Consider the following 22772-nt stretch of genomic DNA (forward strand, 5'->3'; position numbering starts at 1 on the left):
ACCAACCGACCCCGGCCAGGCGGGTGGGGCGATCCCGCACGGCCGCCATCCCCTCAGGAGCCCCTGACATGTCCCCAGATGTCCGCCGAAAGCGGCGCGTCCTGTTGGCCACCACGGCCGCCGGACTGCTGCTCACCTCGTGTGCGGGAGCCGGCGGCTCCGGCACCTCGGGTGAGGACAGCATCAACGTGCTGATGGTCAACAACCCGCAGATGACGCAGCTGCAACAGCTGACGGACGATCACTTCACCGCGGAGACCGGCATCGAGGTGCACTTCACCGTGCTGCCGGAGAACGAGGTCCGGGACAAGATCGGCCAGGACTTCGCCAACCAGTCGGGCCAGTACGACGTGGCCACCATCTCCAACTACGAGACGCCGATCTTCGCCAGGAACAACTGGCTGCGCCCGCTGGACCCCTACCTGGCGGACGACCCGGACTACGCGGTGGACGACATCCTGGAGCCCATCCAGACCTCGCTGACCGGCGACGACGGCCAGGTCTACGCGCAGCCGTTCTACGGCGAGTCCTCGTTCCTGATGTACCGGACCGACGTCTTCGAGGAGCACGGGCTGACCATGCCCGAGCGGCCCACCTGGACCGAGGTGGCCGAACTGGCCGCCGCGGTGGACGGGGCCGAGCCCGAGATGAAGGGCATCTGCCTGCGCGGGCTGCCCGGTTGGGGCGAGGTGATCGCGCCGCTGACCACCGTCGTCAACACGCACGGCGGCACCTGGTTCGACGCCGACTGGGAACCCCGGCTGAACGCGCCGGAGTTCGTCGAGGCCACCGAGTTCTACGTCGAACTCGTCCGGGAGCACGGGGAGGCGGGCGCCGCCCAGTCCGGCTACGCCGAGTGCCTCAACAACATGGTGCAGGGCAACACCGCGATGTGGTACGACGCCACCGCGGGCGCCGGCTCGTTGGAGGCGGCCGACTCGCCGGTGCGCGGCAACATCGGCTACGTGGCCGCCCCGGTGGAGGTCACCGACAGCTCCGGCTGGCTCTACACCTGGGCCTGGGGCATCCAGCGTTCCTCCGGAAACCCGGACGACGCCTGGGAGTTCATCTCCTGGGCCTCCAGCGCCGAGTACGAGGAACTGGTCGGCGAGACCCTCGGCTGGGAGAACGCCCCGGCCGGCAAGCGGGCCTCCACCTACGAGAACCCGCGGTACCAGGAGGCCGCCGCCGCCTTCTACGAGGTGACCAGGGACGCCATCAGCGAGGCCGACCCGGCCAGCCCCGGCGTCCAGGAACGCCCCGCCCCCGGCGTGCAGTTCGTCGGCATCCCCGAGTTCGCCGACCTCGGCACCGGGGTCTCCCAGGAGATCAGCTCCGCCATCGCCGGCCAACAGAGCGTCCAGGACGCCCTGGACGCCGCGCAGCGGATGGCCGAGACCGCGACCGAGAGGTACCGCGAACGATGACCACCACCGAACGCCCGGCCGCCACCGACCCCCGCGGCCCGGGAAAGCGCCCCGGCAAGCGCCCCGCGGGCGGCCGCCCCAGGGGCCGGGGCGGCAACGCCCGGGTCTGGGCCACCAGAGCGCCGCTGCTGCCCGCCCTGGTCTTCCTGATCGTGGCCACCCAACTCCCGTTCGTCGCCACGCTGGTGATCTCGCTCTTCGAGTGGAACGCGCTCTACCCGGAGGACCGCGGCTTCACCGGCCTGGACAACTACCAGTCCGTACTCAACGAGTCCAGCCTGCGCAACGCGGTCATCACCACCGTGCTGCTGACCGCCACCGTGGTCGTCGTCAGCCTGCTCCTCGGGCTGCTGCTGGCGCTGCTGCTCGACCGGAAGTTCCGCGGCCGGGGGCTGGTCCGCACCATGACCATCACCCCGTTCCTGCTGGTCCCCATCGCCGCCGCGCTGATGTGGAAGCACCTGCTGTTCAACCCCGAGTACGGCCTGCTGAACGGGCTGTTGGCGAAGTTCGGCGACCTGTTCGGGTTCACCGCGCCCCAGCCGGACTGGATCTCCGACATGCCGCTGCTGGCCGTCGAGATCGCCCTGGTCTGGCAGTGGACCCCGTTCATGATGCTGATCCTGCTGGCCGGCCTGCAGAGCCGGTCGCCGGAGCTGACCGAGGCGGCCCGGATCGACGGCGCCGGCAACTGGCAGGTCTTCCGCTACCTGACGCTGCCGCACCTGCGCCGCTACCTCGAACTCGGCGCGCTGCTCGGCTCGATCTACATCGTGCAGAACTTCGAGGCGGTGTACACCCTCACCGGCGGCGGCCTCGACACCGCCAACCTGCCCTATGTCATCTACCGCGAGTTCTACCAGGCACAGGACTACGGAGTGGCCTCGGCGGCCGGGGTGCTGGTGGTCATCGGCTCCCTCGCCATCGCCGTCCTGGCGCTGCGCGTGGTGTCCTCGCTCTTCCGTGAGGAGGGGAGCCGCGGATGAGCGCTCTCACCGCCCCCGTCCGGGCCTCGAAGCCGCGCTCGGTCAAGAGCGCCGCACTCGGCCTGGCGGCCTGGCTGGCCGGCCTGGTGTTCTTCCTGCCCGTCGCCTGGCTGGTGCTGACCTCGTTCCACAGCGAGGCGGACGCCGCCAGCAACCCGCCGGCGCTCACCGCGCCGCTCACCCTGGACGGCTACCGCGCGTTCTTCGACACCTCGGGCGGGTCCACGCCCTGGCCCCCGCTGATCAACTCGATGACCGCGTCGCTGGCCTCCACCGCGCTGGTGCTGCTGCTGGCCCTGCCGGCGGCCTACGCGCTCGCCATCCGGCCCGTGAAGGGCTGGCGGGACGTGCTGTTCTTCTTCCTGTCCACCAAGATGCTGCCGGTCGTCGCCGGCCTGCTGCCGATCTACCTGTTCGCCAGGAACACCGGGATGCTGGACAACGTCTGGCTGCTGGTCCTCCTCTACACCTCGATGAACCTGCCGATCGCGGTGTGGATGCTCCAGTCCTTCCTGGCCGAGGTGCCGGTCTCGGTGATCGAGGCGGCCCAACTCGACGGCGCCCGGCTGCCGGTGGTGCTCGGCCGGGTGATCGCGCCCATCGTGCTGCCCGGCATCGCGGCCACCGCGCTGATCTGCTTCATCTTCAGCTGGAACGAGCTGCTCTTCGCCCGGGTGCTGACCGGCGTGGTGGCCGAGACCGCCCCGGTCCACCTCACCGGCTTCATCACCAGCCAGGGACTCTTCCTGGCCCAGCTGTCCGCCGCCGCCATCGCCATCTCGCTGCCGGTGCTCGCCGCCGGCTTCGCCGCCCAGGACAAACTCGTCCAAGGTCTGTCGCTAGGAGCAGTCAAGTGAAAGCCGCCCTGATCGAATCCGTCGGCACGGTCACCGTCACGACCGTGCCCGACCCAACCCCGGGCCCCCGCCAGGTGGTGATCCGGGTCGCCGCCTGCGGGCTGTGCGGCACGGATCTGCACATCCGGCAGGGCGAGTTCGCGCCCACCCTGCCCGTGGTGCCGGGCCACGAGTTCGCCGGCGAGGTGGTGGCCGTCGGGACCGAGGTCACCGAACGCGCCGTGGGTGACCGGGTCGCCGTCGACCCGTCGCTCTACTGCCACGAGTGCCGCTACTGTCGCACCGGCCACAACAACATGTGCGACCGCTGGGCGGCGATCGGCGTCACGACGGCCGGTGGCGCCGCCGAGTACGCCGTCGCCCCGGTCGCCAACTGCGTGCCGCTGCCCGACCATGTCGCCACCGAGGACGCGGCGTTGATCGAGCCGCTGTCCTGCGCGGTGCGCGGCTACGACGTGCTGCGCTCCACGCTGGCCGCCCGGGTGCTGATCTACGGCTCGGGCACCATGGGCCTGATGATGCTGGAACTGGCCAAGCGGACCGGCGCCAGCGGGGTCGACGTGGTCGACATCAACCCCGAACGGCTCGCCACCGCCGAGACGTTGGGCTGCTCCAGGACCGCCGGCTCGGCCGAGGAGCTGGACCGGCCGCAGGGCTGGGACGTCGTGGTGGACGCCACCGGCAACGCCGCCGCCATCCAGGACGGCCTGGGCCGGGTCGCCAAGGCCGGCACCTTCCTCCAGTTCGGCGTCGCCGACTACGCCGCCCGGGCGGTGATCGAGCCCTACCGGATCTACAACCAGGAGATCACCATCACCGGCTCGATGGCGGTGCTGCACAGCTACGAGCGGGCCGCCGACCTGTTCGCCGCCGGCGTGCTCGACCCGTCGGTGTTCATCAGCGACCGGCTTCCGCTGGACGACTACCCGCGGGCGCTCGACCAGTTCGCCGCCGGCCAGGGCCGGAAGATCGTGGTCCGGCCCTGACCTGCCAGGACGCGCCACCGAGACGCTCGCTTATGCGCCCGAGCGAGTGACCGATGGCCGCCGCCACACGGCGGGACTTCACTGGGGGACATGACAGTTCTCGCCGCGCTCGGCGCGCTCGTGACCCTCACCCTGGCGGCGGTCATCGCCGGCACCTTCTTCGCCTTCTCCGTCTCCGTGCTGCCGGGCCTCGGCACGCTGGGCGCGGAGCCGGCGGTGGCGGCCATGCGCGGGATGAACGCGAAGATCCTCAACCCGCTCTTCCTCACCCCGTTCGTGGCCGTCCCGGTCACGGCGGCGCTGACCGGCGTGGCGCTGCTGGCGCTCGGCCACCGGGCGGCGGCGGTCGCCTTCCTCGCCGCCGCCCTGCTCTACCTGCTGGGCGCCTTCCTGCCGACCGCCGTGGTGAACGTCCCCCTCAACGAGGCGCTGGCCGGCGGCGCGGCCGACGGGCCGGAGCGGGCCGCCGCGCTGTGGGCGGAGTTCGCGCCCCGCTGGACCCGCGCCAACGCGCTGCGCACCGTGGCCGCCGTCGGCACCGTGGCCCTGACCGGTCTCGGCCTGCTCCTCTGGCCCCGGGGCTGACCGCGGGGCACCGCCAACGGGCCGGCCACGGAGGGGTGTTGCGGCCGGGGGATCGCCACCCGCCTTGGCGGCGGGGCGACGGGCCCGCCGGGGCGGTCGGCCGTGGCCGGCGGGGCGGCGATTGCCGCCACGCACGGCGGGCCGGCGCGGGGTCGCTCTACGATCCGGCAGCCGAACGAGGCTGCCGTGGACCGTCCTTGAGCAGGGGGCCGGGCCGGGCCTGTCGGCGGCGGGCGGCCTGGCTTGTCGTGCGGCCCCAGGGGGGCGACAGGCGTGCCACGGGCCGTGGTCGGGTCAAGGCGTCCGGCCCGCCGCGTGCCGGCGGCGCAACGGAACGGCGCCGAGCGGCCGTTGGCCAGCCGCGCTGGGCCTCGCCGCGTGGCCTGGTGACGCCCCGGGCCGCTGCGCGGCCGCTGCCGGACACGCACGCGGTGACGTCCCGCGGGCTGGTGGCCCCAACGGGCGTGGTCCGCCTTTGAGGGACTCGCCGGGCCCGGCCGCGCCGCCCCGCGATCCAACGGGCCGGTCCCGGCCGGCCGTTGGCGAGCGGGGCGGACGTGACCGTCCTTCCCGCCGCCCAACGGGTCCGCCCGGGTCGGCTGTCGAGTCGGCGGCCAGCCGCTGGTCCGCGCGGCCGGGCCTGCTCCGGCCGGGGGTTGGGCGGACGTGACCGTCCTTCCCGCCGCCCAACGGGTCCGCCCCGGCCGGCCGCGCCCCGCGCTGGTCAGGGGCGGCAGAGCAGCTCGCCGTGCGGTACCAGGAACCAGCCGTCCCCGGCCGCGCCCCAGGATCGCCAGGCCGCGGCCGATTCGGCCAGCTCGGCCGTGCTGGCGTGGCCGCCCGCGGTGGCCAGCTCCGCGAAGGTCGACGCCTCGGTCCGCTCCGCCCACAGCCCGCTCCACCACGCGCGGTCGCCCTCGTCGGCGAAGCACCAGACCGAGGCGGTCGCGCTGATCGAGGAGAAGCCGGCGGCCCGCGCCCAGGACAGCAGCCGGCGTCCGGCGTCCGGCTCGCCCCCGCTGGCGGCGGCCACCGCCCGGTAGCGGTCCCGCCACGTCGACAGCCCCCGGCTCTCCGGGAACCAGGTCATTCCGCCGTAGTCGGCGTCCCGCACCGCGACCACCCCGCCGGGCCGGCAGACCCGGCGCATCTCGGCCAACGCGCCGACCGGGTCGGCCAGGTGCTGGAGCACCTGGTGCGCGTGGACCACGTCGAACGAGTCGTCGGCGAAGTCCAGCGCGTGCGCGTCGGCCGTCGCGAACCGCACCCGGGTCAGGCCGCGCGCCGCGGCCTCGGCGCGGGCCGCCGGCAGGATGCCGGGCGCGTGGTCCACCGCGGTCACCGGCCCGGGCGCCACCCGCTCCGCCAGGTCGGCGGTGAGCGTTCCCGGGCCGCAGCCGATGTCCAACAGGGCCAGCCTCGGGCGGAGTTCGGGCAGCAGGTAGGCGGCGGAGTTCTCGGCGGTGCGCCAGCGGTGGGAGCGCAGCACCGAGTCGTGATGGCCGTGCACGTAGCCGGTCTCCGGCGTGGGATGCGACATGCCACCACCCTGCCGCTGTCTCGCATACCGAGCAAGAGTGTTCCGAATAATGGACGGGTTCACTGGATCGGACCAGCCCGCCGGTCGCCCGGAGGGGCCGCGCGTGGGCCCCGTGGTGCGCTGGGATACGGGAGATCGGAGGCCTGATGACCGACCGGACCGAACCCAGTGGACCCACCAGACGCCCCGTTTCCGCCGGCGAGCCCCCGCCGTCCGCGGCCCGGCCGCGCCCGCTGTTCGGCCGGCGCGCCTGGCCGCGCGGCTTCGCCGACCGGCTCACCGAGCCGCTGCCCGGCCTCGGCGCGATGCTGCGGGCCGCCCGGCAGGGCGCGCTGCGGCCCGGCGCCGCCGCCCGCTACGCGGCGGCCGGGCTGCCGTTCGCGCCGGAGCCGGTGCCCGAGGTCGGCCCGGACGAGGTGGCGGTCAGCTGGGTCGGGCACGCCAGCTGGGTGCTCCGGATCGGCGGGCTGACCGTGCTCACCGACCCGGTCTGGTCCCGCAAGATCCTCGGCACCCCGCCCCGGCTCACCCCGGTCGGCGTGCCCTGGTCCCAACTCCCGGCGGTGGACGCCGTGGTGATCTCCCACAACCACTACGACCACCTGGACGCGCCCACCATCAAGCGGTTGCCCAGGCACACCCCGGTCTTCGTGCCGGCCGCGCTCGGCGAGTGGTTCGGCCGCCGCGGGTTCCACCAGGTCACCGAGCTGGACTGGTGGGAGACGGCCCAGCTGCCCGGGCCGGCCGGCCCGGTGTGCTTCGACCTGGTCCCGGCCCACCACTGGTCGCGGCGCGGCCTGTTGGACACCTGTCGGACCCTGTGGGGCGGCTGGCTGCTCACCGCCGCCGACGGGCGGCGGGTCTACTTCGCCGGGGACACCGGCTACGGCCACTGGTTCGCCGAGATCGGCGCCCGGTATCCCGGCATCGACCTGGCCCTGCTGCCGATCGGCGCCTACGCCCCGCCGTGGCTGCTGCGGCCGGTGCACACCGACCCGGAGGAGGCGGTGCTGGCCTGCGCCGACCTGGGTGCCGACCGGATGGCGCCGATGCACTGGGGTACGTTCTCGCTCTCCGCCGAGCCGCCGTTGGAGCCGCTGGTGCGGGTGCGGGCGGCCTGGCGGGCTGCGGGCCGCCCGCCGGAGGACCTGTGGGACCTGCCGATCGGCGCCAGCCGGGTGCTGGGGAGCGGGGACTGACGTCGGCCGGCCGACCGGAACCCGCGGGCGGTGTTCCGGTTCCTCCCCAACCTCTTCTCCGCCGCGCGTGGTTGGCGTGGGTCGCTGGCTGGTTCTCGCCAGCCGGACCGCTGTCAGTGGCGCGTTTCCCCGGCTATCGTGACCTGCACCTGACAGCCAGGGCCGCCCTCACGCGTGCCATCAGGCGCGACGGCCTTCGACAGCGGGGAGAGTGACGGGCACATGTGCCAGGACCATCCGGCGCGGGACAGCGCGGGAACCGATGACCATCCGGCCGAACGCTACGCGCGTGGATTCTCCCGTCGCGCGCTGCTCGCCGGCGCCGGGGCCGGCGTCGGGCTCGCCCTCACCGGGCTGCCCGGCAGCGCGCACGCCGCCGGCGCGCCGGACGCCGAGGCCGCCGAGGCCGGCGCCCGGAACGTCGGCGCGGCGGCGCTCAACGGCGCCTGGTGCACCTCGGCCCAGGGGCGCTTCCCGGCCGGCGGTCACTTCGGCGCGCCCCGGGGCGCCGGCCCGCACGCCGGCCAGGACATCTCCCACCCGATCGGCACCGCCGTCTACGCGGCGGCGGCCGGCACCGTGATCCGTCGCGGCGTCGGCGTGATCGGCGGCCGCACCGGCAACGGCATCGTCATCCAGCACGCCGGCGGCGTCTACACCTACTACGGCCACCTCAACGCCTTCCGGGTGGCCAACGGGGCGCGGGTCGCCGCCGGCCAGCGCATCGCCGACATGGGCGCCACCGGCAACGTCACCGGACCCCACCTGCACTTCGAGACCCACTCCGGCAGCCTGGGCAGCGTCGTCAACCCGGTCTCCTTCCTGGCCGCCCGCGGCGTGGACCTCGACGGCGGCTGGCCCCGCCTCAACCCGGGCGCCGCCGGCCAACGGGTGCGCGCCGTGCAGCTGCTGCTCAACCAACGCGGCGCCAGCCTGGTGGTGGACGGCGACTACGGCTCCGTCTCGGCCGCCGCGGCCCGCTCCTTCCAGGCGGCCAGGGGTCTCACCGCCGACGGCCAGATCGGCCCGCAGACCTGGCCGGCGCTGGTCTACTCACTCCAGCAGGGCGCGAGCGGCGACCATGTGCGCGCCCTCCAGACCGCGCTCAACAAGCGGAGCGCGGGGCTCGTCGTCGACGGCGCCTTCGGCTCCGTGACCGCCACCGCCGTCCGCACCTTCCAGGGCCTCAACCAGTTGGTCAGGGACGGCCTCGCCGGCCCGGTCAGCTGGCGCGCGCTGGTCGGCTGACCAGCCGCCGGCCGCGTCCGGGGCGCCCGCCCCGACGCGGCCGGCCGGCGGACCGGCCGGGCGACGTGACCGGTCGGCGAGCGCCTTCGGGGGGGTGCTCGGCGACCGCCGACGCCGTCCGGCCGGACGGCCCCGACGGCCCGGCGGCGCCGGAAAGTTGGGATCGGTAGGAGCGGCCGCCCTCCTACGGTGACCGCGTGCTCGGCCCCGAGCACCGGCACCGAGGGAGAACGCCAGTGAAGTGGCTCGACCGGAAGATCAAGGCGTACCAGGACCAGGCCTTCGAGACCTACGCCCAGATGCACGACGTCCCGCCGGAGCAGCGCCAGGCCACGCAGCAGAACATCGTCCAGGGCGCCCAGGGACACTACGACCCGCGGGCGGCCGCCGCGCTCAGCGACCCGGAGACCGCCGCCTACCTGGCGCTGCCGCAGGCCGAGCAGCTGCGCCAGCAGCAGGAGCTCCAGGCCTACGGCCAGCGGCTCCGCGCGCTGTGGGAGACCGGCACCGACGCGGAGCTGACGATCACCTCGATCGCGCCGACCGGCGTCACCCTGGGCGGGCAGCGCCAGTACACGATCGGCGTGCGGGTGACCGGTGCCGGCGAGCCCTACCAGGCCTCGACGGTGCAGGTCGTCCCGGCACCGGTGTTCGCCCAGTACACCGTCGGCGCCCGGTTCCGGGGCAAGGTCAACCCAGGTGACCGCGCCGAGGTGGGGATCTTCGAGCGGATCGGCTGAGCCGTGCCCGCGTTCCCCCGCCGGTCGCCCCGGCCAGCCGCCAGCCCCGACCACGGCCCGGCCAGGCGCCGCCGGGCCAGGGCGTGGCTGGTGGGGCTGCTCCCCGCGGCCGCCCTGCTGTGGGCGGTGGCCGGCTACGCGTCGGTGTCCTTCCTCGACACCCTCCGCCTGATGGCCACCAACGACATCGGGGGTTGGGGCGACGGGACGGCCGGTCTGGTCGGCGGGCCGACGCTGTTCTTCGCCGCGGCCCTCCCCGCCTCGTTCCTCGGGTTCGCCGTCAGCTGGCAGGCCACCAGCGCGTTCTCCACGTTCAGGGCCGGGGCGCTGCTGGGCGGCGCCGTCACCTCCGGCGGGACGGCCGCCGGGCTGCTCGCCGCCTGGCTGGCCAGCCGGTGGACAGCGCCGCGGACAGTGGGCGAGATGGTCTCCGAGTGGGACGGCGGCAGCGCCGACTGGGGGCTGGTCGCCTGGGTCGCCTACCACGGGCCCTGGCTGTTGCCGGCGGGACTCGGCAGCGCCGCGGCGGTCACCCTGCTGCGCCTCGCCGCCACCCACCGGCCCGGCCGCCGAGCGGCGACCAAGGCGGCGGAGATCAGGGAGCACGGGGTCCGGATGCCGGGCACCATCGCCCGGGTCGACTTCACCCACACCTGGATCGAGGGGAACCCGCGGTTCGAGGTCACCGTCACCTATGTGGGCAAGTACGGGCCACGGCAGGTGACCCAGCCGTTCGTCACCCGTCCCCTGGACGCCCCGACCCCCGGCGGGCAGGTGGACGTCTGGTACGACCCGCTCGGCGAGGATGGGGTGGTGCTCGTCGAACTGACCGCGCGCAGCTCCGACCACCGGGTCATCCCCAGCCTGTTCCCGCGCTGAGCGGTCACGGGCGCTCGGGCGCGCCCCGCCGGCGGAGGCGGCGGCCGAGCCGGGGGACGGCGGCGATCAGCAGGGTCAGGGCCACGGCGGCCAGCACACCCTGCCAGGGATGCGGGAAGAGCGCGCCGCCGACCACGCCCAGCAGGCCGTAGACCCCGGCCCAGGCGACCGTCGCGACCAGGTTGCCGCGCAGGTAGCGGCGGGCCGGTAGCCCGGCCAACAGGCAGGCCAGCAGCACCGGCAGCCGGCCGGCCGGCACCAGCCGGGAGACCAGCAGCACCGTGGTGCCCCGCTCGTCCAGGCGGCGTTGCGCCGCCGCCAGGGTGGCCGGCGCGACCTGGTCGCTGATCCGGCCCAGCCAGCGGGAGCCGCGTGCGCCGAGCCCGTAGAGCGCCGCGTCGCCGAGGAACGCCGCGCCGGCCGCCACCAGCCAGACCAGCAGCGAGGTGAGCACCGGGTCGCTGTGGTGGACGGCCACCACGGCCGCCGAGCTGACCAGCGCGCCGGTCGGCACCACCGGCACCAGGGAGCCGAGCAGCACCAGCGCGAAGAGCGATGGGTAGCCGATGGCCTGCTGGGTGGTCTCGGTGGTGACCGTGCCCTCGGCGGCCAGCGCGTAGCCGGCGAGCGCCGCCGGGGCCGGGCTCATCCGCGCACCGCCAGCCGCAGGCTCTCCCCGTGCCGGAGGCGGTGCACCGCCACCTCGGGCGCCAGCCGGGCGGCGTGCCGGACGAACTCGTCGCCCGGCGCGTGGAACTCGTGCGGGCGCACCGCGGACAGCCCCCACGGCCAGAACGTGCCGTAGTGCACCGGCACCGCGCAGCGCGGACGGAGCCGGGTCAGCGCCTCGGCGGCCCGCCCCGCGTCGAGGTGGCCGTGGCCCAGGCCGGGGCCCCAGCCGCCGACCGGCAGCAGCGCCGCGTCCACCGGGCCGACCGCGTCGGCCATCCCGGGGAACAGGTCGGTGTCCCCGGCGAAGTAGGTGCGGCCGGCGCCCTCCACCACGAAGCCCAGCGGTGTGACCCGGCGGCGGGCGAACGGCAGCCACCGCCCGTCGTGCTCGGCCGGCACCGCGCGGACCACGACCCCGCCGACCGGCACCCGGTCGCCGGCGGCCAGCTCGCACACCTCAAGCCGGCGCGCGAGCCGGCGCAGCAGCGGCACCGCGCGCGGCGCGCCCCGGGGCAGCAGCACCGGGGTGCCGGCCGGGAGCCGGGCCAGCGACGGCAGGTGCAGGTGGTCACAGTGCAGGTGCGAGACGAGCACCGCGTCGGCGCCGCTGGCCGCCGGCGGCGGCAGCGGGCCACGGCGGCGCCGCAGATGGGCGCAGCCCCGGGTGAGGAGCGGATCGGTCAGCAGGGTGGTGCCGGAGTCCCGGACGGTCGCCGTGGCATGCCCCCACCAGGTGATCTCCACGGACATCCGGCTCTCTCCTTCACTGGCCGTCCCGACGTCGCTCCCGACGGCCTGGGTCAAGGATGCCAGCCGCGGCGGCGGGCACCCCGGCCGATCGGCGAGGATGGCGGGGACCGGGGACGCCGGCCGGCCCCGGACCGGGCCGGCGGACGGGACTGGCGGAGCGGACCGGGCGGCAACGGGCACGAGTGGCGGGAACGCCGGGCAGGACGGTGGTGTGGCGGTGGGGCGGTGGCGGAGCGCGGGCGCCGCGGTGTTGCGGGTACTGGCGGTGTGGGCGGTGGCCACCGGCACCCTGGTGCTGCTGTCCCTGGTGCTGCCGGACTTCCGGCTCCAGTCGGCCGACGGCGACAGCCTCACCCGGGTCGGGCTGACCGCGGCGCTGGGCGCCGCGTTCTTCGGGCTGCTGAACGCGCTGGTGTGGCCGTGGCTGGTGCGGGCGCTGCTGCTGGCGCCGGCGCTGGCGCTGGGCTCGCTGGTGTTCCTGCTCAACGGGCTGTCGCTGTCGCTGGCGTTGAGCGCGGTGCCCGGCCGCGGCCAGGCCGGGCTGCGTACCGCGGTGGTGGTCGCCGCGGTCACCTCGGTCGCCACCTCGGCGACCGGCGCGTTCCTGGCGGTGCGGGACCGGGGCGCGGCCCGGCGCCGGCTGCGCCGGATGGCCGGGCTGCGCTTCGGCCGGTTGGCGCCGAGCCCGGCCAGCCGGGAGGCCGGCCTGGTCTGCCTCCAGCTGGACGGCATCGGCTACCGGGTGCTGCGGGACGCGGTGGCCGGCGAGCGGCCGGTGATGCCGACGGTGGCCGGGCTGCTGGCCGGCGGCCACACGCTGCTGCCCTGGCGCACCGACTGGTCCAGCCAGACCGGCGCCGCCCAGCTGGGCATCCTGCACGGCAGCAACGAGGACGTGCCGGCGTTCCGCTGGTACGAGAAGGAGACCGGCCAGGTGCTGGTGAGCAACCGGCCGTCCAGCGCGGCCGAGTTGCAGCGGCGGGCGCAGGCGCGGACCGGCCGGGCCGGGCTGCTGGCCACGGACGGCGCCAGCCGGGGCAACCTCTTCACCGGGGGCGCCGGGCAGGTCGCGCTGGTGCTCTCGATCGCGACCCGCCGCCGCCGGGGGCAGCGGTCGCGGGCCGGCTACTTCGCCTACTTCTCCGATCCGGCGCACGCGGCGCGCACCGCCGGCGCGTTCGTCGCCGAGCTGGTGCGGGAGATCGGGCAGTCCACCCGCGCGCGGCTGGCCGGGGTGCGCCCCCGGGTGCGCAGGGGCGGTCTCTACCCGCTGATCCGGGCGTTCGCCACGGTGGTCCAGCGGGACGTGGTGACGGCGGCCGTGGTGGGGGACATCCTCAACGGGCGCGGCGTGGTCTACGCCGACCTGGTGGCCTACGACGAGGTGGCGCACCACTCCGGGCCGAGCAGCCGGGACACCCGGCAGGTCCTGGCCCGGCTCGACCGGTGCGTGGCGCTGGTCCGCCAGGCGGTCGAGCACGCCCCGCGCCCCTACCACCTGGTGCTGCTCTCCGACCACGGGCAGAGCGAGGGGCCCACGTTCAGCGGCGCGTTCGGGCACTCGCTGGAGGAGCTGGTGCGGATCGGCTGCGGCCGGCCGGTGGTCGCCCCGCCGCGCCGGGAGGAGACCGGCGCCGAGGCCAGGGGCGTGGCCAGGGCGGCGCTGCACCGGCCGGAGGAGCCGGCCGCGCCGCCGCCCGAGCGGCGCGCCGAGCCCGGCGGGCGCACCGCCCCGGTGGTGCTGGCCTCCGGCAACCTGGGCCTGGTCTCCTTCCCCGACCTGCCGGAACGGGCCGGCCGTGAGGCCATCGACGGCCGCTATCCGGCGCTGCTGCGCACCCTGGCCGAGCATCCGGGCATCGGCTTCCTGCTGGTGCGGGACGAGCGGCACGGCCCGGTGGTGCTGGGCGCCGGCGGCGCGGAACACCATCTGGACTCCGGCAAGGTGCTGGTGGCCGACCCGCTGGCGCCGTTCGGTCCCGGCGCGGCCGAGGCGGTGCGGCGGACGGCCGGGTTCCGGCACTGCGCCGACATCATGGTCAACTCCGCCTACGACCCGGTCACCGGCCGGGTGCACGCCTTCGAGGAGCAGCTGGGCTGCCACGGCGGCCTCGGCGGTGAGCAGAGTCGGGCGTTCCTGCTGGCCCCGCCCGGCCTGTCGCCGGCCGACCGGGACGGGGCGCTGGTGGGTGCCGAGGCGGTGCACGGGGTGCTGCGCCGCTGGCTGGCCGAGGCCCGGGCGGCGGCCCGGGCGGGCGCCGGGGCCGCCGGCTGACCCGGCCGGCCCGTTCACAGCGCGGATCGGCGCCGACCTTCCTAGGCTGAGGGGCGAACGTCCCGGCCCCGCGCCGGTGGGCGGGACCCCGAGGCGAGGAGGACGGCATGGCGCCGCGGCCATTGGACGAGACGCAGCTCGGCGAGGTGCTCAGCGGGCTGCCCGGCTGGACGTTCGGCGAGGACCGGCTGGTCCGTCAGTACACGCTGGACAGCCATCTGGCGGCGGTCGCGCTGCTGGTGCACATCGCCACCATCCAGGAGCAGCTGAACCACCACGCCAACCTCACGGTGACCTACGACCAGCTGGGCGTCGCCGTCAACACGCACAGCGTCGGCGGCCGGGTGACCGAGCTGGACACCCAACTGGCCAGCCGGATCGAGGAGATCGCCGCCGGGCACGGCGCCCGCTGAGCCGGGCGGGCGACCGGCCGCGCGGGCCGGGGCGCGCGACCGGTGGGGCGCGGCCGACGGGTGCGCCAATTCCCGCTCGCGATGGGTGAGTTGGCGCCGGATAATGTCCGGATGGTCGACCACCAGTTCGCCGACGCCCGGCTCGCCGCGCTCTACGACCGGTTCCATCCCTGGGAGTCCAGGGGTGACTTCCCCTTCTACCTGCCGCGATTGCTGGCCGCCCGCTCGGTGCTGGACATCGGCTGCGGCACCGGCCTGCTGCTGCACCGGGCCAGGGCGGCCGGGCACACCGGCCGGCTCTGCGGACTCGACCCGGCGGTCGGCATGTTGGAGCTGGCCAGGCGCCGCGGGGACGTGGAGTGGGTCGCGGGGGATCTCGAATCCTTCGACCGCCCGGGGGAGTTCGACCTCGCGGTGATGACCGGGCACGCCTTCCAGGCGCTGGTCACCGACGAGGAGATCCGTGGCGCGCTCGCCGCCGTCGGGGAACTCCTCACCGCCGACGGGCTGTTCGCCTTCGAGACCCGCGAGCCCGCGGCTCGCGCCTGGGCCGGCTGGACTCCGGAGCACGCGGTCACGGTGCGCGACGAGCACGGGGCGGAGGTAACGATGAGTCACCGGGTGCACACCCCGGTCGAGGGGGACACCGTCACCTTCGACACCACCTACACGAGCCCCGACTGGCCGCGTCCCGAGACGAGCCGCAGCACCCTGCGGTTCCTGACCGCGCCGGCGCTGGACGCGCGGCTGGCCGAGGCCGGGCTGGCGGTGGTCGAGCGGTACGGCGACTGGTCCGGCGGGCCGCACACGGCCGGCAGCCCGGAGATCATCACCTTCGCCCGCCGGGCCGCCACCCGCTGAGGGGCGGCGGTCCGACGGACGGTGAACGCCGGCCGGCTCAGCGCCAGTTGGCCTCGTCCGGGTCGGCGCCGACCCGGTTGGGGGTGTCCAGGGCGCCGATCGCCGCGAGGTCCTCGTCGTCCAGGGCGAAGCCGAAGACATCGAAGTTCTCGGTGATCCGGGACGGGGTGACGGACTTGGGGATCACCACGTTGCCCAGCTGGAGGTGCCAGCGCAGCACCACCTGGGCGGGGGTGCGGCCGTGCTTGGCGGCGATCCTGGCCAGCTCGGGGTCGTCGAGCAGTCCCTTGCCGGAACCCAGCGGGGACCAGGCCTCGGTCAGGATCCCCAGCTCCTCGTGGAAGGCGCGGGACTCCGCCTGCTGGAAGTTGGGGTGCAGCTCGATCTGGTTGAGCGCCGGGACGATCTGGGTCTCGTCCAGCAGCCGACGCAGGTGCTTCGGCTTGAAGTTGGAGACGCCGACGGCCCGGGCCCGGCCGTCGGCCAGGATCTTCTCCAGGGCCTTCCAGCTCTCCACGTAGAGGTCGTGGGCGGGGGCCGGCCAGTGGATCAGGTAGAGATCCACGTAGTCCAGGCGGAGCTTCTCCAGCGAGCGGTCGAAGGCCGCCAGGGCGGTGTCGTAGCCCTGGTCGGTGTTCCACAGCTTGGTGGTGACGAACAGCTCGTCGCGCGGCAGGCCGGAGGAGGCCAGGGCGCGCCCGGTGCCCTCCTCGTTGCCGTATATGGCGGCGGTGTCGATGCTCCGGTAGCCGGCGGCCAGGGCCTGGCCGACCGCGACCTCGGCCTCGTCGTCCGGCACCTGCCAGACGCCGAAGCCGAGCTGCGGCATCTGGACACCGTTGTTGAGAGTAACTTCGGGGACGCCACTCACGTGCTCTTGTGTCCTTCTCTGATCGGGTGCGATCGGTATGCACGGCAGTCTTACATATCCGGCGTTCCGGTCTCCGAAACCGGGACGGGCTTCGCCCGGGGGCGGCCTGGTCAACCCACCGGGTCCTCGGCCGGCTCGGCCAGCCCGAGCCGCTCGGCCCCGCTGTAGACGTTCATCGAGGCGCCGCGCAGGAAGCCCACCAGGGTCAGGCCGGCCTCCGTCGCCAGGTCCACCGCCAGCGCGGACGGCGCCGAGACCGCGGCCAGCACCGGGATGCCGGCCAGTACCGCCTTCTGCGCCAGCTCGAACGAGGCCCGACCGGAGACCAGCAGCACGGCGTCGGTCAGCGGCAGCGCGCCGGCCTGGAGCGCGTGGCCGACGATCTTGTCCACCGCGTTGTGCCGGCCGACGTCCTCCCGCACGTCGAGCAGCGTGCCGTCCGGCGCGCAGAGCGCCGCCGCGTGCAGCCCGCCGGTGCGGGCGAAGACCCGCTGCGCGGCGCGCAGCCGGTCCGGCAGCGCGGCCAGCACCGCCGGGTCCAGCACAGGGCCCGGCGGCAACGGCAGCGGCCAGCGGGCGGTGGTGTGCACGGTGTCCAGGCTGACCCGGCCGCACAGCCCGCACGAGGAGTTGGTCAACACCCGCCGGTCCAGCGACAGATCGGGCCCCGGCACGCCGTCCGCCAGCCGCACGTCCACCACGTTGTAGCTGTTGGCGCCGTCGGGGCCGGTGGCGCCGGCACAGTAGGCGATCCGGGCCAGCTCCGCCGGCTCGGCCAGCACGCCCTCGCTGACCAGGAAACCGACCGCCAGCGCGAAGTCGTCGCCCGGCGTGCGCATGGTGACCGCCAGCCGGCGGCCGTTCACCCTGATCTCCAGCGGCTCCTCGCCGACCAGCGTGTCCGACCGCGCGGCGACCACGCCGTCCCTGACCCGAATGACCCGCCGACGCTCGGTGACCCGTCCCATCTCGCCATCATGACACCGGCCCATGGCTCCGGGCCCATGACACCGGCCCCCGACCGGCGCGGTGGGGCGGGCGGACCCGCCTGGCGGGCCGCGCCAGGCGGCCGGCCACGCCGTCCGGTCCAGGGCGGCGCGCAGGTGCTCCAGCTCCCTCGGCATCACCGCGATCAGCACCTCGCCCCGTGCGGCGGCGGCGGAGCGCTGACGCGCCTTCCGGTGGGAAAAGCCCCATCGTCAGCCCCGCCGCGGCCAGGCCGACCGCCAGTTCGATCACGGAGTCATTCGAAGCGGCGCCCGAGCCGAGTGCTTAGCCCCGCGCGGGGCCCGGGCTCACCGTGCGACGTGGAAGCTCTCGGGCGGCCCGAGGTAGCTGGGACGGAGGCCGCCGGTGTCCAGGACCAGCTTCTGGAGGACCACCGTGGGGTCGACCATCCAGAACGCGAGCAGGTGCCGGCCGGGCTCGGTCACCGTGTGGACGGTGCTCACGACGGTCGCGTTGTCCGAGGTGTTGCGGGCCCACTGCGGGTTCATGTTCTGGTCGTCGGAGCCGGTGACGGCCGTGACGTTCACCGTCTGCGGGGCCTCGTCGTCCAGTGAGACGGCGTAGCTGAGCCCGTCCGTCGGCAGCACGTTGTTGCGCGGCGAGAGGTGGACCCACAGCCGGACCCGGCCGGTGGTGAAGAGCGTCAGCTCGTACTCCAGCCGCGGGCTCCGCCCGCCCGGGGCCCGGCGCGGGGCGGTGACCGGGAACGGGGTCACCCCGGCGCCGGTCCGCCCGAGGTCGGGCAGCGTCCGCCAGGTGACGCCGGCCGTCTCGACCGCCCGCAGGTAGTGCGCGGCCTCGATGGACACGTAGCCGTTGGCCTCGACGAAGCCCGCCAGGCCGCCGCGCGGTACCGCCGGGTTGTCCACCTCGGCGAGCACCTCGACCATGCGGCCGGCGCCGGTGACCGTCACCGGCACGGTGTGCCGCCCGGCCGGGGCCAGTTCGAAGTCCACCGCCAGCTCGACCCGCACCTGGTCGTGCACGGTGCCGGCCGGCTCACTGACGGTCAGCCAGGGCTCGGCCGCGGTCACCGTGTACGGGAAGGGCTCGGTGCCCCGGTTGAACACCTCGACATACTGGCGGGGTTGGCTCTGGTACGGGCTGAAGGCCGGCAGCACGGCCGGCTCGTCGGCCTCCGGCCAGCTCAGCTCGGAGCCGTCGATCGCCACCCCCAACTCGGCCGCGGTGCCCGGCTGGAGCCGGCGAACCGGCGGGAACACCTCGTCGGGCAGCGCCACGTGGTCGGGGGTCTGCGGCTGTTGCCAGCCGGCGTCCGGCCCGTAGCGCGCGACATCGCCGTAGCCGATCTTGGGCTGGGTCTGGAAGCCGGCCCACTTCCCGCTGGCCAGCTCGTGGTTGTAGTACTCCGACATGGCCTGGTCGTCGGCGAACCTGGCGTCGGTCGCCTCGGCCAGCGCGTTGGTGGCCAGCCGGCCCTGGCGGGCATAGAGCAGGTTGGTGAACTCGGCCGCGCGCAGGGCGTAGAGGTTGGCCGTCGCCTCCACCTGGTACTGCACCAGCTGGTAGTAGGCATCCTGCTGGTCCGGCGCCAGCGTCTCGCCGATCCGCTGTACCTCGACGTCCAGTGCCTCCCACTCGGCGGTCACCCGCTCCAGCTCCCGGTAGTCGGTCAGGCTGAACGGGGACGCCTCGTCGTCGTAGACCACGGCGGACGGGTCGGTCGCCAGGTCCCTCGCCGGGTCCACGGTGATCCGCCGGTTGAGCAGCTCCGGCTTGCGGCGGGCCTGGAGCACCCCGTAGGTGTGCAGCGCCGCGGCTATCGCCTCGGCCTGCTCGGGGCCGAAGTTCTGCTCGGCGTACCGGCGTTCCCACTCGCCGAGCGCGTCGATGTCCCAGCGTTCCGGGTCCCAGGCGTAGTCGAGGAAGAACTGCAGCGGCAGCTCCTCGGCCTTCAGGTCGCCCACGTTGACCACCCACAGCCGGTCGATGCCGTACCGGTAGGCGAGGTGCAGCTGCTCCCAGGTGCTGGCCAGGTTGACGGTGTCCACCCACTTGTAGTTCCGGCCGACGCCCACGTAGTCGAAGTGGTAGTAGAGGCCGTAGCCGCCGGAGCGGGCGGGCAGCGCCGGGTCGGGCACCTTGCGGAGGTTGCCCCAGTTGTCGTCGCAGAGGATGACGGTGACGTCGTCCGGTGGGCGGAGCCCCTCGTCCCAGTAGTGCTGAACTTCCTTGTAGAGCGTCTGGACCTGCGGGATGCTCGCCAGGTCGTCGTCGGTCAGCTCGTCCAGGATCTCCCGTTGGCTGGCGATGATGTTCTCCATCAGCTCGATGCCGTCGCCGTCCGGCAGGCTGACGTCGCCGTTGCCGCGCATACCGAGGGTGACCACGCCCTCGAAGCCCTCGTCCACCATCCGGCGCACGCCGTCGGCCCAGTAGCGCTTGACGGCCTCGCCGTTGAAGCGGAAGCTCCACTCGCCGGTGCCGCCGTACGGGTCGCTGCCCGGGGTGACGATCTCGCCGTCGGCGTTCCGTTGGGCGGGGACGGCGTGCCGGTTCCACTCCTCGATGCCGCGCATCATCGGGGCCTCGTGCGAGGTGCCCATCACCACCCCGTAGGCGGCGGCGGTGGCGTGGTTGGCCGGGTCGTCCTCGGCGAACGCCCGGCCCCAGACGGCCGGCCACAGGTAGTTGGCCCGCAGCCGCAGCATCACCTCGAACACCTTCGCGTAGAAGGCGCTGTTGAACCCGTTGGGGAAGCCGGGCGCGTGGCCGGGGCCGAAGAAGGCGGGCGCCCAGGTGCCCAGCGCCGGGTTCTCGTCGTTGATGAAGAAGCCCCGGTAGCGGACGGCCGGCGTGCCCTGGGTGTGCCGGCCGGGCAGCGCGTACAGCGCATCCCGGTGCGGTGTCGGCACATCGTTCCACCAGTACCAGGGGGAGACCCCGGCCTGCCGGGAGACCTCGTAGACGCCGTAGATGGTGCCGCGCTGGTCGCTGCCGGCGATCACCAGCGCCCGCCGCACCCCGGGCAGCGGGTCGTGGACCACCTGCTGCCGGCTGGTCTCCCAGCGGCCGGCGATGCCGTCCAGGTCCAGTTTCCCGGCCTCGACCAGCCGGTCCACCAGGGGACTTCGGCCGATCGTCCCGATGATGACGGCCGCCTCCAGCCGCCCGCCGGGCTCCGTGCGCACCTCGGGGGCCAGCCCGGTGACCCGCTCCAGGTCCGCGCTCAGGTCGCCGGCCACCCGGACCACCCCGGGGTGGTCCGCGTCGCTGACCAGGATCGGGGTGGCGCGGCCGGCGGCGACCAGGGGCAGGCTGCCGGGCCGCCAGGTGTCGGTGACGAACGTCTCGCGGGCGCCCGGCCGGCCGGCCCCGCCGGCGCTGGCCGCGACGGCGGGCACGGTGGGGACGGCGGTGGCCGCGACGGTGAGCGGGAGGATGCTCAGGAAGGCACGCCGGCTCGTCATAGGTCAGCTCCGCGCGATGAGGGGGTGGGAACCGATAATTATCGGAACGGTTCCGGAAGGCTATGCACGCTCTCATGGCGGGTCAAGACTCCGGTAACGGCCGCTTGTGGCACGCCAGTTGACGGCTGGCCGGCCGAAAAACTTTCAGTTCCTGGCGGGGTCGGGGCGGGCGGTGGCGGGACGCCGGAGGGGGCGGGGCCGCGACGGCCCCGCCCCCTCCGTGTCCGCTGGCCGCGGCTAGCCGCGGGTGGCCGCCTGGTAGCCACGCCAGTCGCCGTGCTCGGAGATGTCGGGGGCGGCCGCGGCGGCGTGCGGTTCGCAGAGGAAGCCGGTGACCTCCCGGCCGTCCGCCAGCAGCACCCGGCCCAGCGCCAACGGCGCCGGCAGGCCGGCCAGGAACGGGCCGAGCGCCGCCGGCGGCAACGCCCACAGCTCACCGCCGAGCGCGTGCCCCGGCGCGCCGGGTGCCACCCGCAGCAGCCCCGGGCGGGCCGGCTCGCCCGGCAGCGCCACCATCCGGTACTCCGGCGCGGTGCGCACCGGTCCGAGCAACCGGCCGCCGACGGAGGTCAGTTGGTGATTGAGCGGCTCGCCCGACAGGTGGGCGCCGAAGACCACCAGCGGGAGTCCGGGCGGCCCCAGCGGCCCGGGGCCGGCCGGGTCCACCGGCTCGGCCGGCTCGCCGGTCAGCAGCAGCGCCAGGTCGCCGGCCACCCGGTCGGCGAAGGCCCGGGCGATCACCGTCACTCCGAACGGGCCGCCGGCCACCTCGCCCGCCGGCACCGCGACCGCCGAAAGATCCAGCAGGTTCACGAAGTTGGTGAAGACGCCCAGCCGGCTGTTGACCCCGATCGGGTCGGCCGCCACCTCGGCCAGCGTCGGGTGCTCCGGCGCGGTGGGCAGCAACAGCGCGTCGCAGCCGGCCAGTCGGGACAGGGCCGCGTGCCGCAGCTCGCGCAGGGTGGCCAGGTCGGCGGCGTACCGGTGGGCCGGCAGCCGCCCGGCCGCAGTGATCACCGACCGCACCGACGGATCGACCCCGGGCGCCCGCCCGGTGGCCGGGTCGTCGAGGAACGCGCCCACGGCGGCGTACCGTTCGGCCGCGAAGGCGCCGCCGTAGAGCAGCTCGGCGGCGGCCAGGAAGGGGCCGATGTCCACCTTCCGGACGGTCACCCCGAGCGCCTCCAGCCGCCGCACGGCGGCCTCGAAGGCGGCCAGCCAGTCGGCGTCCAGCGCGGTCAGCCCCGCCGGCTCCGGCACCGCGACCACCGGCACGGGCGGCGCGGCCAGCGGCGCGTCCGCCGGCCACGGCCGGCCGTCGGCCCCCACCGGGCCGTCCGCCAGCACCCCGGCCACCCGTTGGGCCAGCGACACCGTCGGGGCCAGCACCGTGACGCAGTCGAAGGACCGCGCCGCCGGCACCACCCCCGCGGTCGGGACCAGGCCCAGCGTCGGCTTCACCCCGACGATGCCCTGGAACGCGGCCGGCACCCGCCCCGAGCCCGCGGTGTCGGTGCCCAGCGCGAAGTCCACCACGCCCAGTGCGACCGCGACCGCCGAGCCGGAGCTCGACCCGCCACTGACCCGCTCCGGGTCGCCGGCCGAACGCACCGCGCCGTAGGGGCTGCGGGTGCCGACCAGCCCGGTGGCGAACTGGTCCAGGCTGGTCTTGCCGACCACCAGCGCGCCGGCCGCCCGCAGCCGGGCCACCGCCGGCGCGTCCCGCTCCGGCCGGTAGGCGTAGCCGGGGCAGCCGGCGGTGGTGGGCAGCCCGGCCACGTCGATGTTGTCCTTGACGCCGCAGACCAGGCCGGCCAGCGGCAGCGTCTCGCCGGCCGCCAACCGGGCGTCCAACGCCTCGGCCTCGGCGAGCAGTTCGGCCTCCTCGCGGACCGCGATCCAGGCCTCGGGGCGGTCCCCGGCGGCGAGCAGCCGCAGCGCCAGGCGGGCCCGCTCGACGGCGCCGGGACGGGAGCGGGTGGTGGACGGCGGGGCGGGGGTGGTGCGCAACGGACTCTCCTGAACGGGGTGGAAACGGGTGGCA

General features: G+C 74.9%; 19 protein-coding genes. 12 read left to right on the forward strand and 7 right to left on the reverse strand.

The genetic code is table 11. From position 1 onward, the window contains the following. The first annotated feature begins 68 nt into the window (after positions 1-68). From RM844_RS08865 to RM844_RS08885, 5 genes are all read left to right on the forward strand, one after another. Positions 69-1427 carry an ABC transporter substrate-binding protein gene (locus tag RM844_RS08865; protein WP_311666423.1) on the forward strand — a complete coding sequence of 453 codons (1359 nt, stop codon included), beginning with the start codon at positions 69-71 and terminating at the stop codon, positions 1425-1427. Further along, a complete protein-coding gene (locus RM844_RS08870) occupies positions 1424-2413 on the forward strand; it encodes a carbohydrate ABC transporter permease (protein WP_311666424.1) in 990 nt (329 codons plus the stop codon). Before RM844_RS08865 ends, RM844_RS08870 begins: the two co-directional genes overlap by 4 nt. After that, positions 2410-3270 (forward strand): carbohydrate ABC transporter permease, encoded by an 861-nt coding sequence (locus RM844_RS08875; protein WP_311666425.1) that lies wholly within the window; start codon positions 2410-2412, stop codon positions 3268-3270. The genes RM844_RS08870 and RM844_RS08875 overlap by 4 nt, the downstream gene beginning before the upstream one ends. Beyond that, positions 3267-4256, forward strand: a complete 990-nt coding sequence (locus tag RM844_RS08880; protein ID WP_311666426.1) for a zinc-dependent alcohol dehydrogenase family protein — start codon at positions 3267-3269, stop codon at positions 4254-4256. Before RM844_RS08875 ends, RM844_RS08880 begins: the two co-directional genes overlap by 4 nt. A gap of 90 nt (positions 4257-4346) precedes the next feature. Then, a complete protein-coding gene (locus RM844_RS08885; RefSeq protein ID WP_311666427.1) occupies positions 4347-4841 on the forward strand; it encodes an anthrone oxygenase family protein in 495 nt (164 codons plus the stop codon). A gap of 724 nt (positions 4842-5565) precedes the next feature. Here RM844_RS08885 and RM844_RS08890 read toward each other — a convergent pair. Next, positions 5566-6381, reverse strand: a complete 816-nt coding sequence (locus RM844_RS08890; RefSeq protein WP_311666428.1) for a methyltransferase domain-containing protein — start codon at positions 6379-6381, stop codon at positions 5566-5568. A gap of 146 nt (positions 6382-6527) precedes the next feature. Here RM844_RS08890 and RM844_RS08895 point away from each other — a divergent pair, with 146 nt between their 5' ends. The 4 genes from RM844_RS08895 (at position 6528) to RM844_RS08910 (ending at position 10447) form a co-directional block, all read left to right on the forward strand. Continuing rightward, positions 6528-7580 carry an MBL fold metallo-hydrolase gene (locus tag RM844_RS08895; protein WP_311666429.1) on the forward strand — a complete coding sequence of 351 codons (1053 nt, stop codon included), beginning with the start codon at positions 6528-6530 and terminating at the stop codon, positions 7578-7580. A 222-nt stretch (positions 7581-7802) separates the two neighbouring features. Then, positions 7803-8828 (forward strand): peptidoglycan DD-metalloendopeptidase family protein, encoded by a 1026-nt coding sequence (locus RM844_RS08900; RefSeq protein ID WP_311666430.1) that lies wholly within the window; start codon positions 7803-7805, stop codon positions 8826-8828. Positions 8829-9064: 236 nt separating this feature from the next. Further along, positions 9065-9568: a hypothetical protein gene (locus tag RM844_RS08905; RefSeq protein ID WP_311666431.1), complete on the forward strand. Its 504-nt coding sequence runs from the start codon at positions 9065-9067 to the stop codon at positions 9566-9568. A 3-nt stretch (positions 9569-9571) separates the two neighbouring features. After that, a complete protein-coding gene (locus tag RM844_RS08910; RefSeq protein ID WP_311666432.1) occupies positions 9572-10447 on the forward strand; it encodes a hypothetical protein in 876 nt (291 codons plus the stop codon). A gap of 4 nt (positions 10448-10451) precedes the next feature. Here the strand turns inward: RM844_RS08910 and RM844_RS08915 are convergent, their stop codons facing one another. Beyond that, positions 10452-11096: a DedA family protein gene (locus RM844_RS08915; protein WP_311666433.1), complete on the reverse strand. Its 645-nt coding sequence runs from the start codon at positions 11094-11096 to the stop codon at positions 10452-10454. Next, the gene (locus tag RM844_RS08920) at positions 11093-11869 is read right to left on the reverse strand and encodes an MBL fold metallo-hydrolase (RefSeq protein WP_311666434.1); all 777 of its coding nucleotides are present in this window, start codon (positions 11867-11869) and stop codon (positions 11093-11095) included. The genes RM844_RS08915 and RM844_RS08920 overlap by 4 nt, the downstream gene beginning before the upstream one ends. A 217-nt stretch (positions 11870-12086) precedes the next feature. On the opposite strand from RM844_RS08920, the gene RM844_RS08925 reads away from it, so the two are divergent. From RM844_RS08925 to RM844_RS08935, 3 genes are all read left to right on the forward strand, one after another. Further along, positions 12087-14144 carry a phage holin family protein gene (locus RM844_RS08925; protein WP_394814469.1) on the forward strand — a complete coding sequence of 686 codons (2058 nt, stop codon included), beginning with the start codon at positions 12087-12089 and terminating at the stop codon, positions 14142-14144. 107 nt (positions 14145-14251) lie between these two features. Further along, entirely contained in the window at positions 14252-14557 is a 306-nt protein-coding gene (locus tag RM844_RS08930; RefSeq protein ID WP_311666436.1) for a 4a-hydroxytetrahydrobiopterin dehydratase, read from the forward strand. Between the two features lie 111 nt (positions 14558-14668). Continuing rightward, positions 14669-15418 (forward strand): class I SAM-dependent DNA methyltransferase, encoded by a 750-nt coding sequence (locus tag RM844_RS08935; protein ID WP_311666437.1) that lies wholly within the window; start codon positions 14669-14671, stop codon positions 15416-15418. Positions 15419-15455: 37 nt separating this feature from the next. Here RM844_RS08935 and RM844_RS08940 read toward each other — a convergent pair whose 3' ends face one another. The 4 genes from RM844_RS08940 to atzF form a co-directional block, all read right to left on the reverse strand. Next, complete coding sequence (locus RM844_RS08940) at positions 15456-16289, reverse strand: aldo/keto reductase (RefSeq protein ID WP_311666438.1); 834 nt, start codon at positions 16287-16289, stop codon at positions 15456-15458. Positions 16290-16399: 110 nt separating this feature from the next. Next, positions 16400-17257: a formate dehydrogenase accessory sulfurtransferase FdhD gene (gene fdhD / locus RM844_RS08945; protein WP_311666439.1), complete on the reverse strand. Its 858-nt coding sequence runs from the start codon at positions 17255-17257 to the stop codon at positions 16400-16402. Positions 17258-17584: 327 nt separating this feature from the next. Next, positions 17585-20728 carry a glycosyl hydrolase 115 family protein gene (locus RM844_RS08950; protein ID WP_311666440.1) on the reverse strand — a complete coding sequence of 1048 codons (3144 nt, stop codon included), beginning with the start codon at positions 20726-20728 and terminating at the stop codon, positions 17585-17587. Positions 20729-20965: 237 nt separating this feature from the next. Further along, positions 20966-22738, reverse strand: a complete 1773-nt coding sequence (gene atzF, locus RM844_RS08955; RefSeq protein WP_311666441.1) for an allophanate hydrolase — start codon at positions 22736-22738, stop codon at positions 20966-20968. Positions 22739-22772: the final 34 nt, after the last annotated feature.

This window comes from Streptomyces chisholmiae (assembly GCF_031845445.1).
GTDB lineage: Bacteria > Actinomycetota > Actinomycetes > Streptomycetales > Streptomycetaceae > Streptomyces > Streptomyces chisholmiae.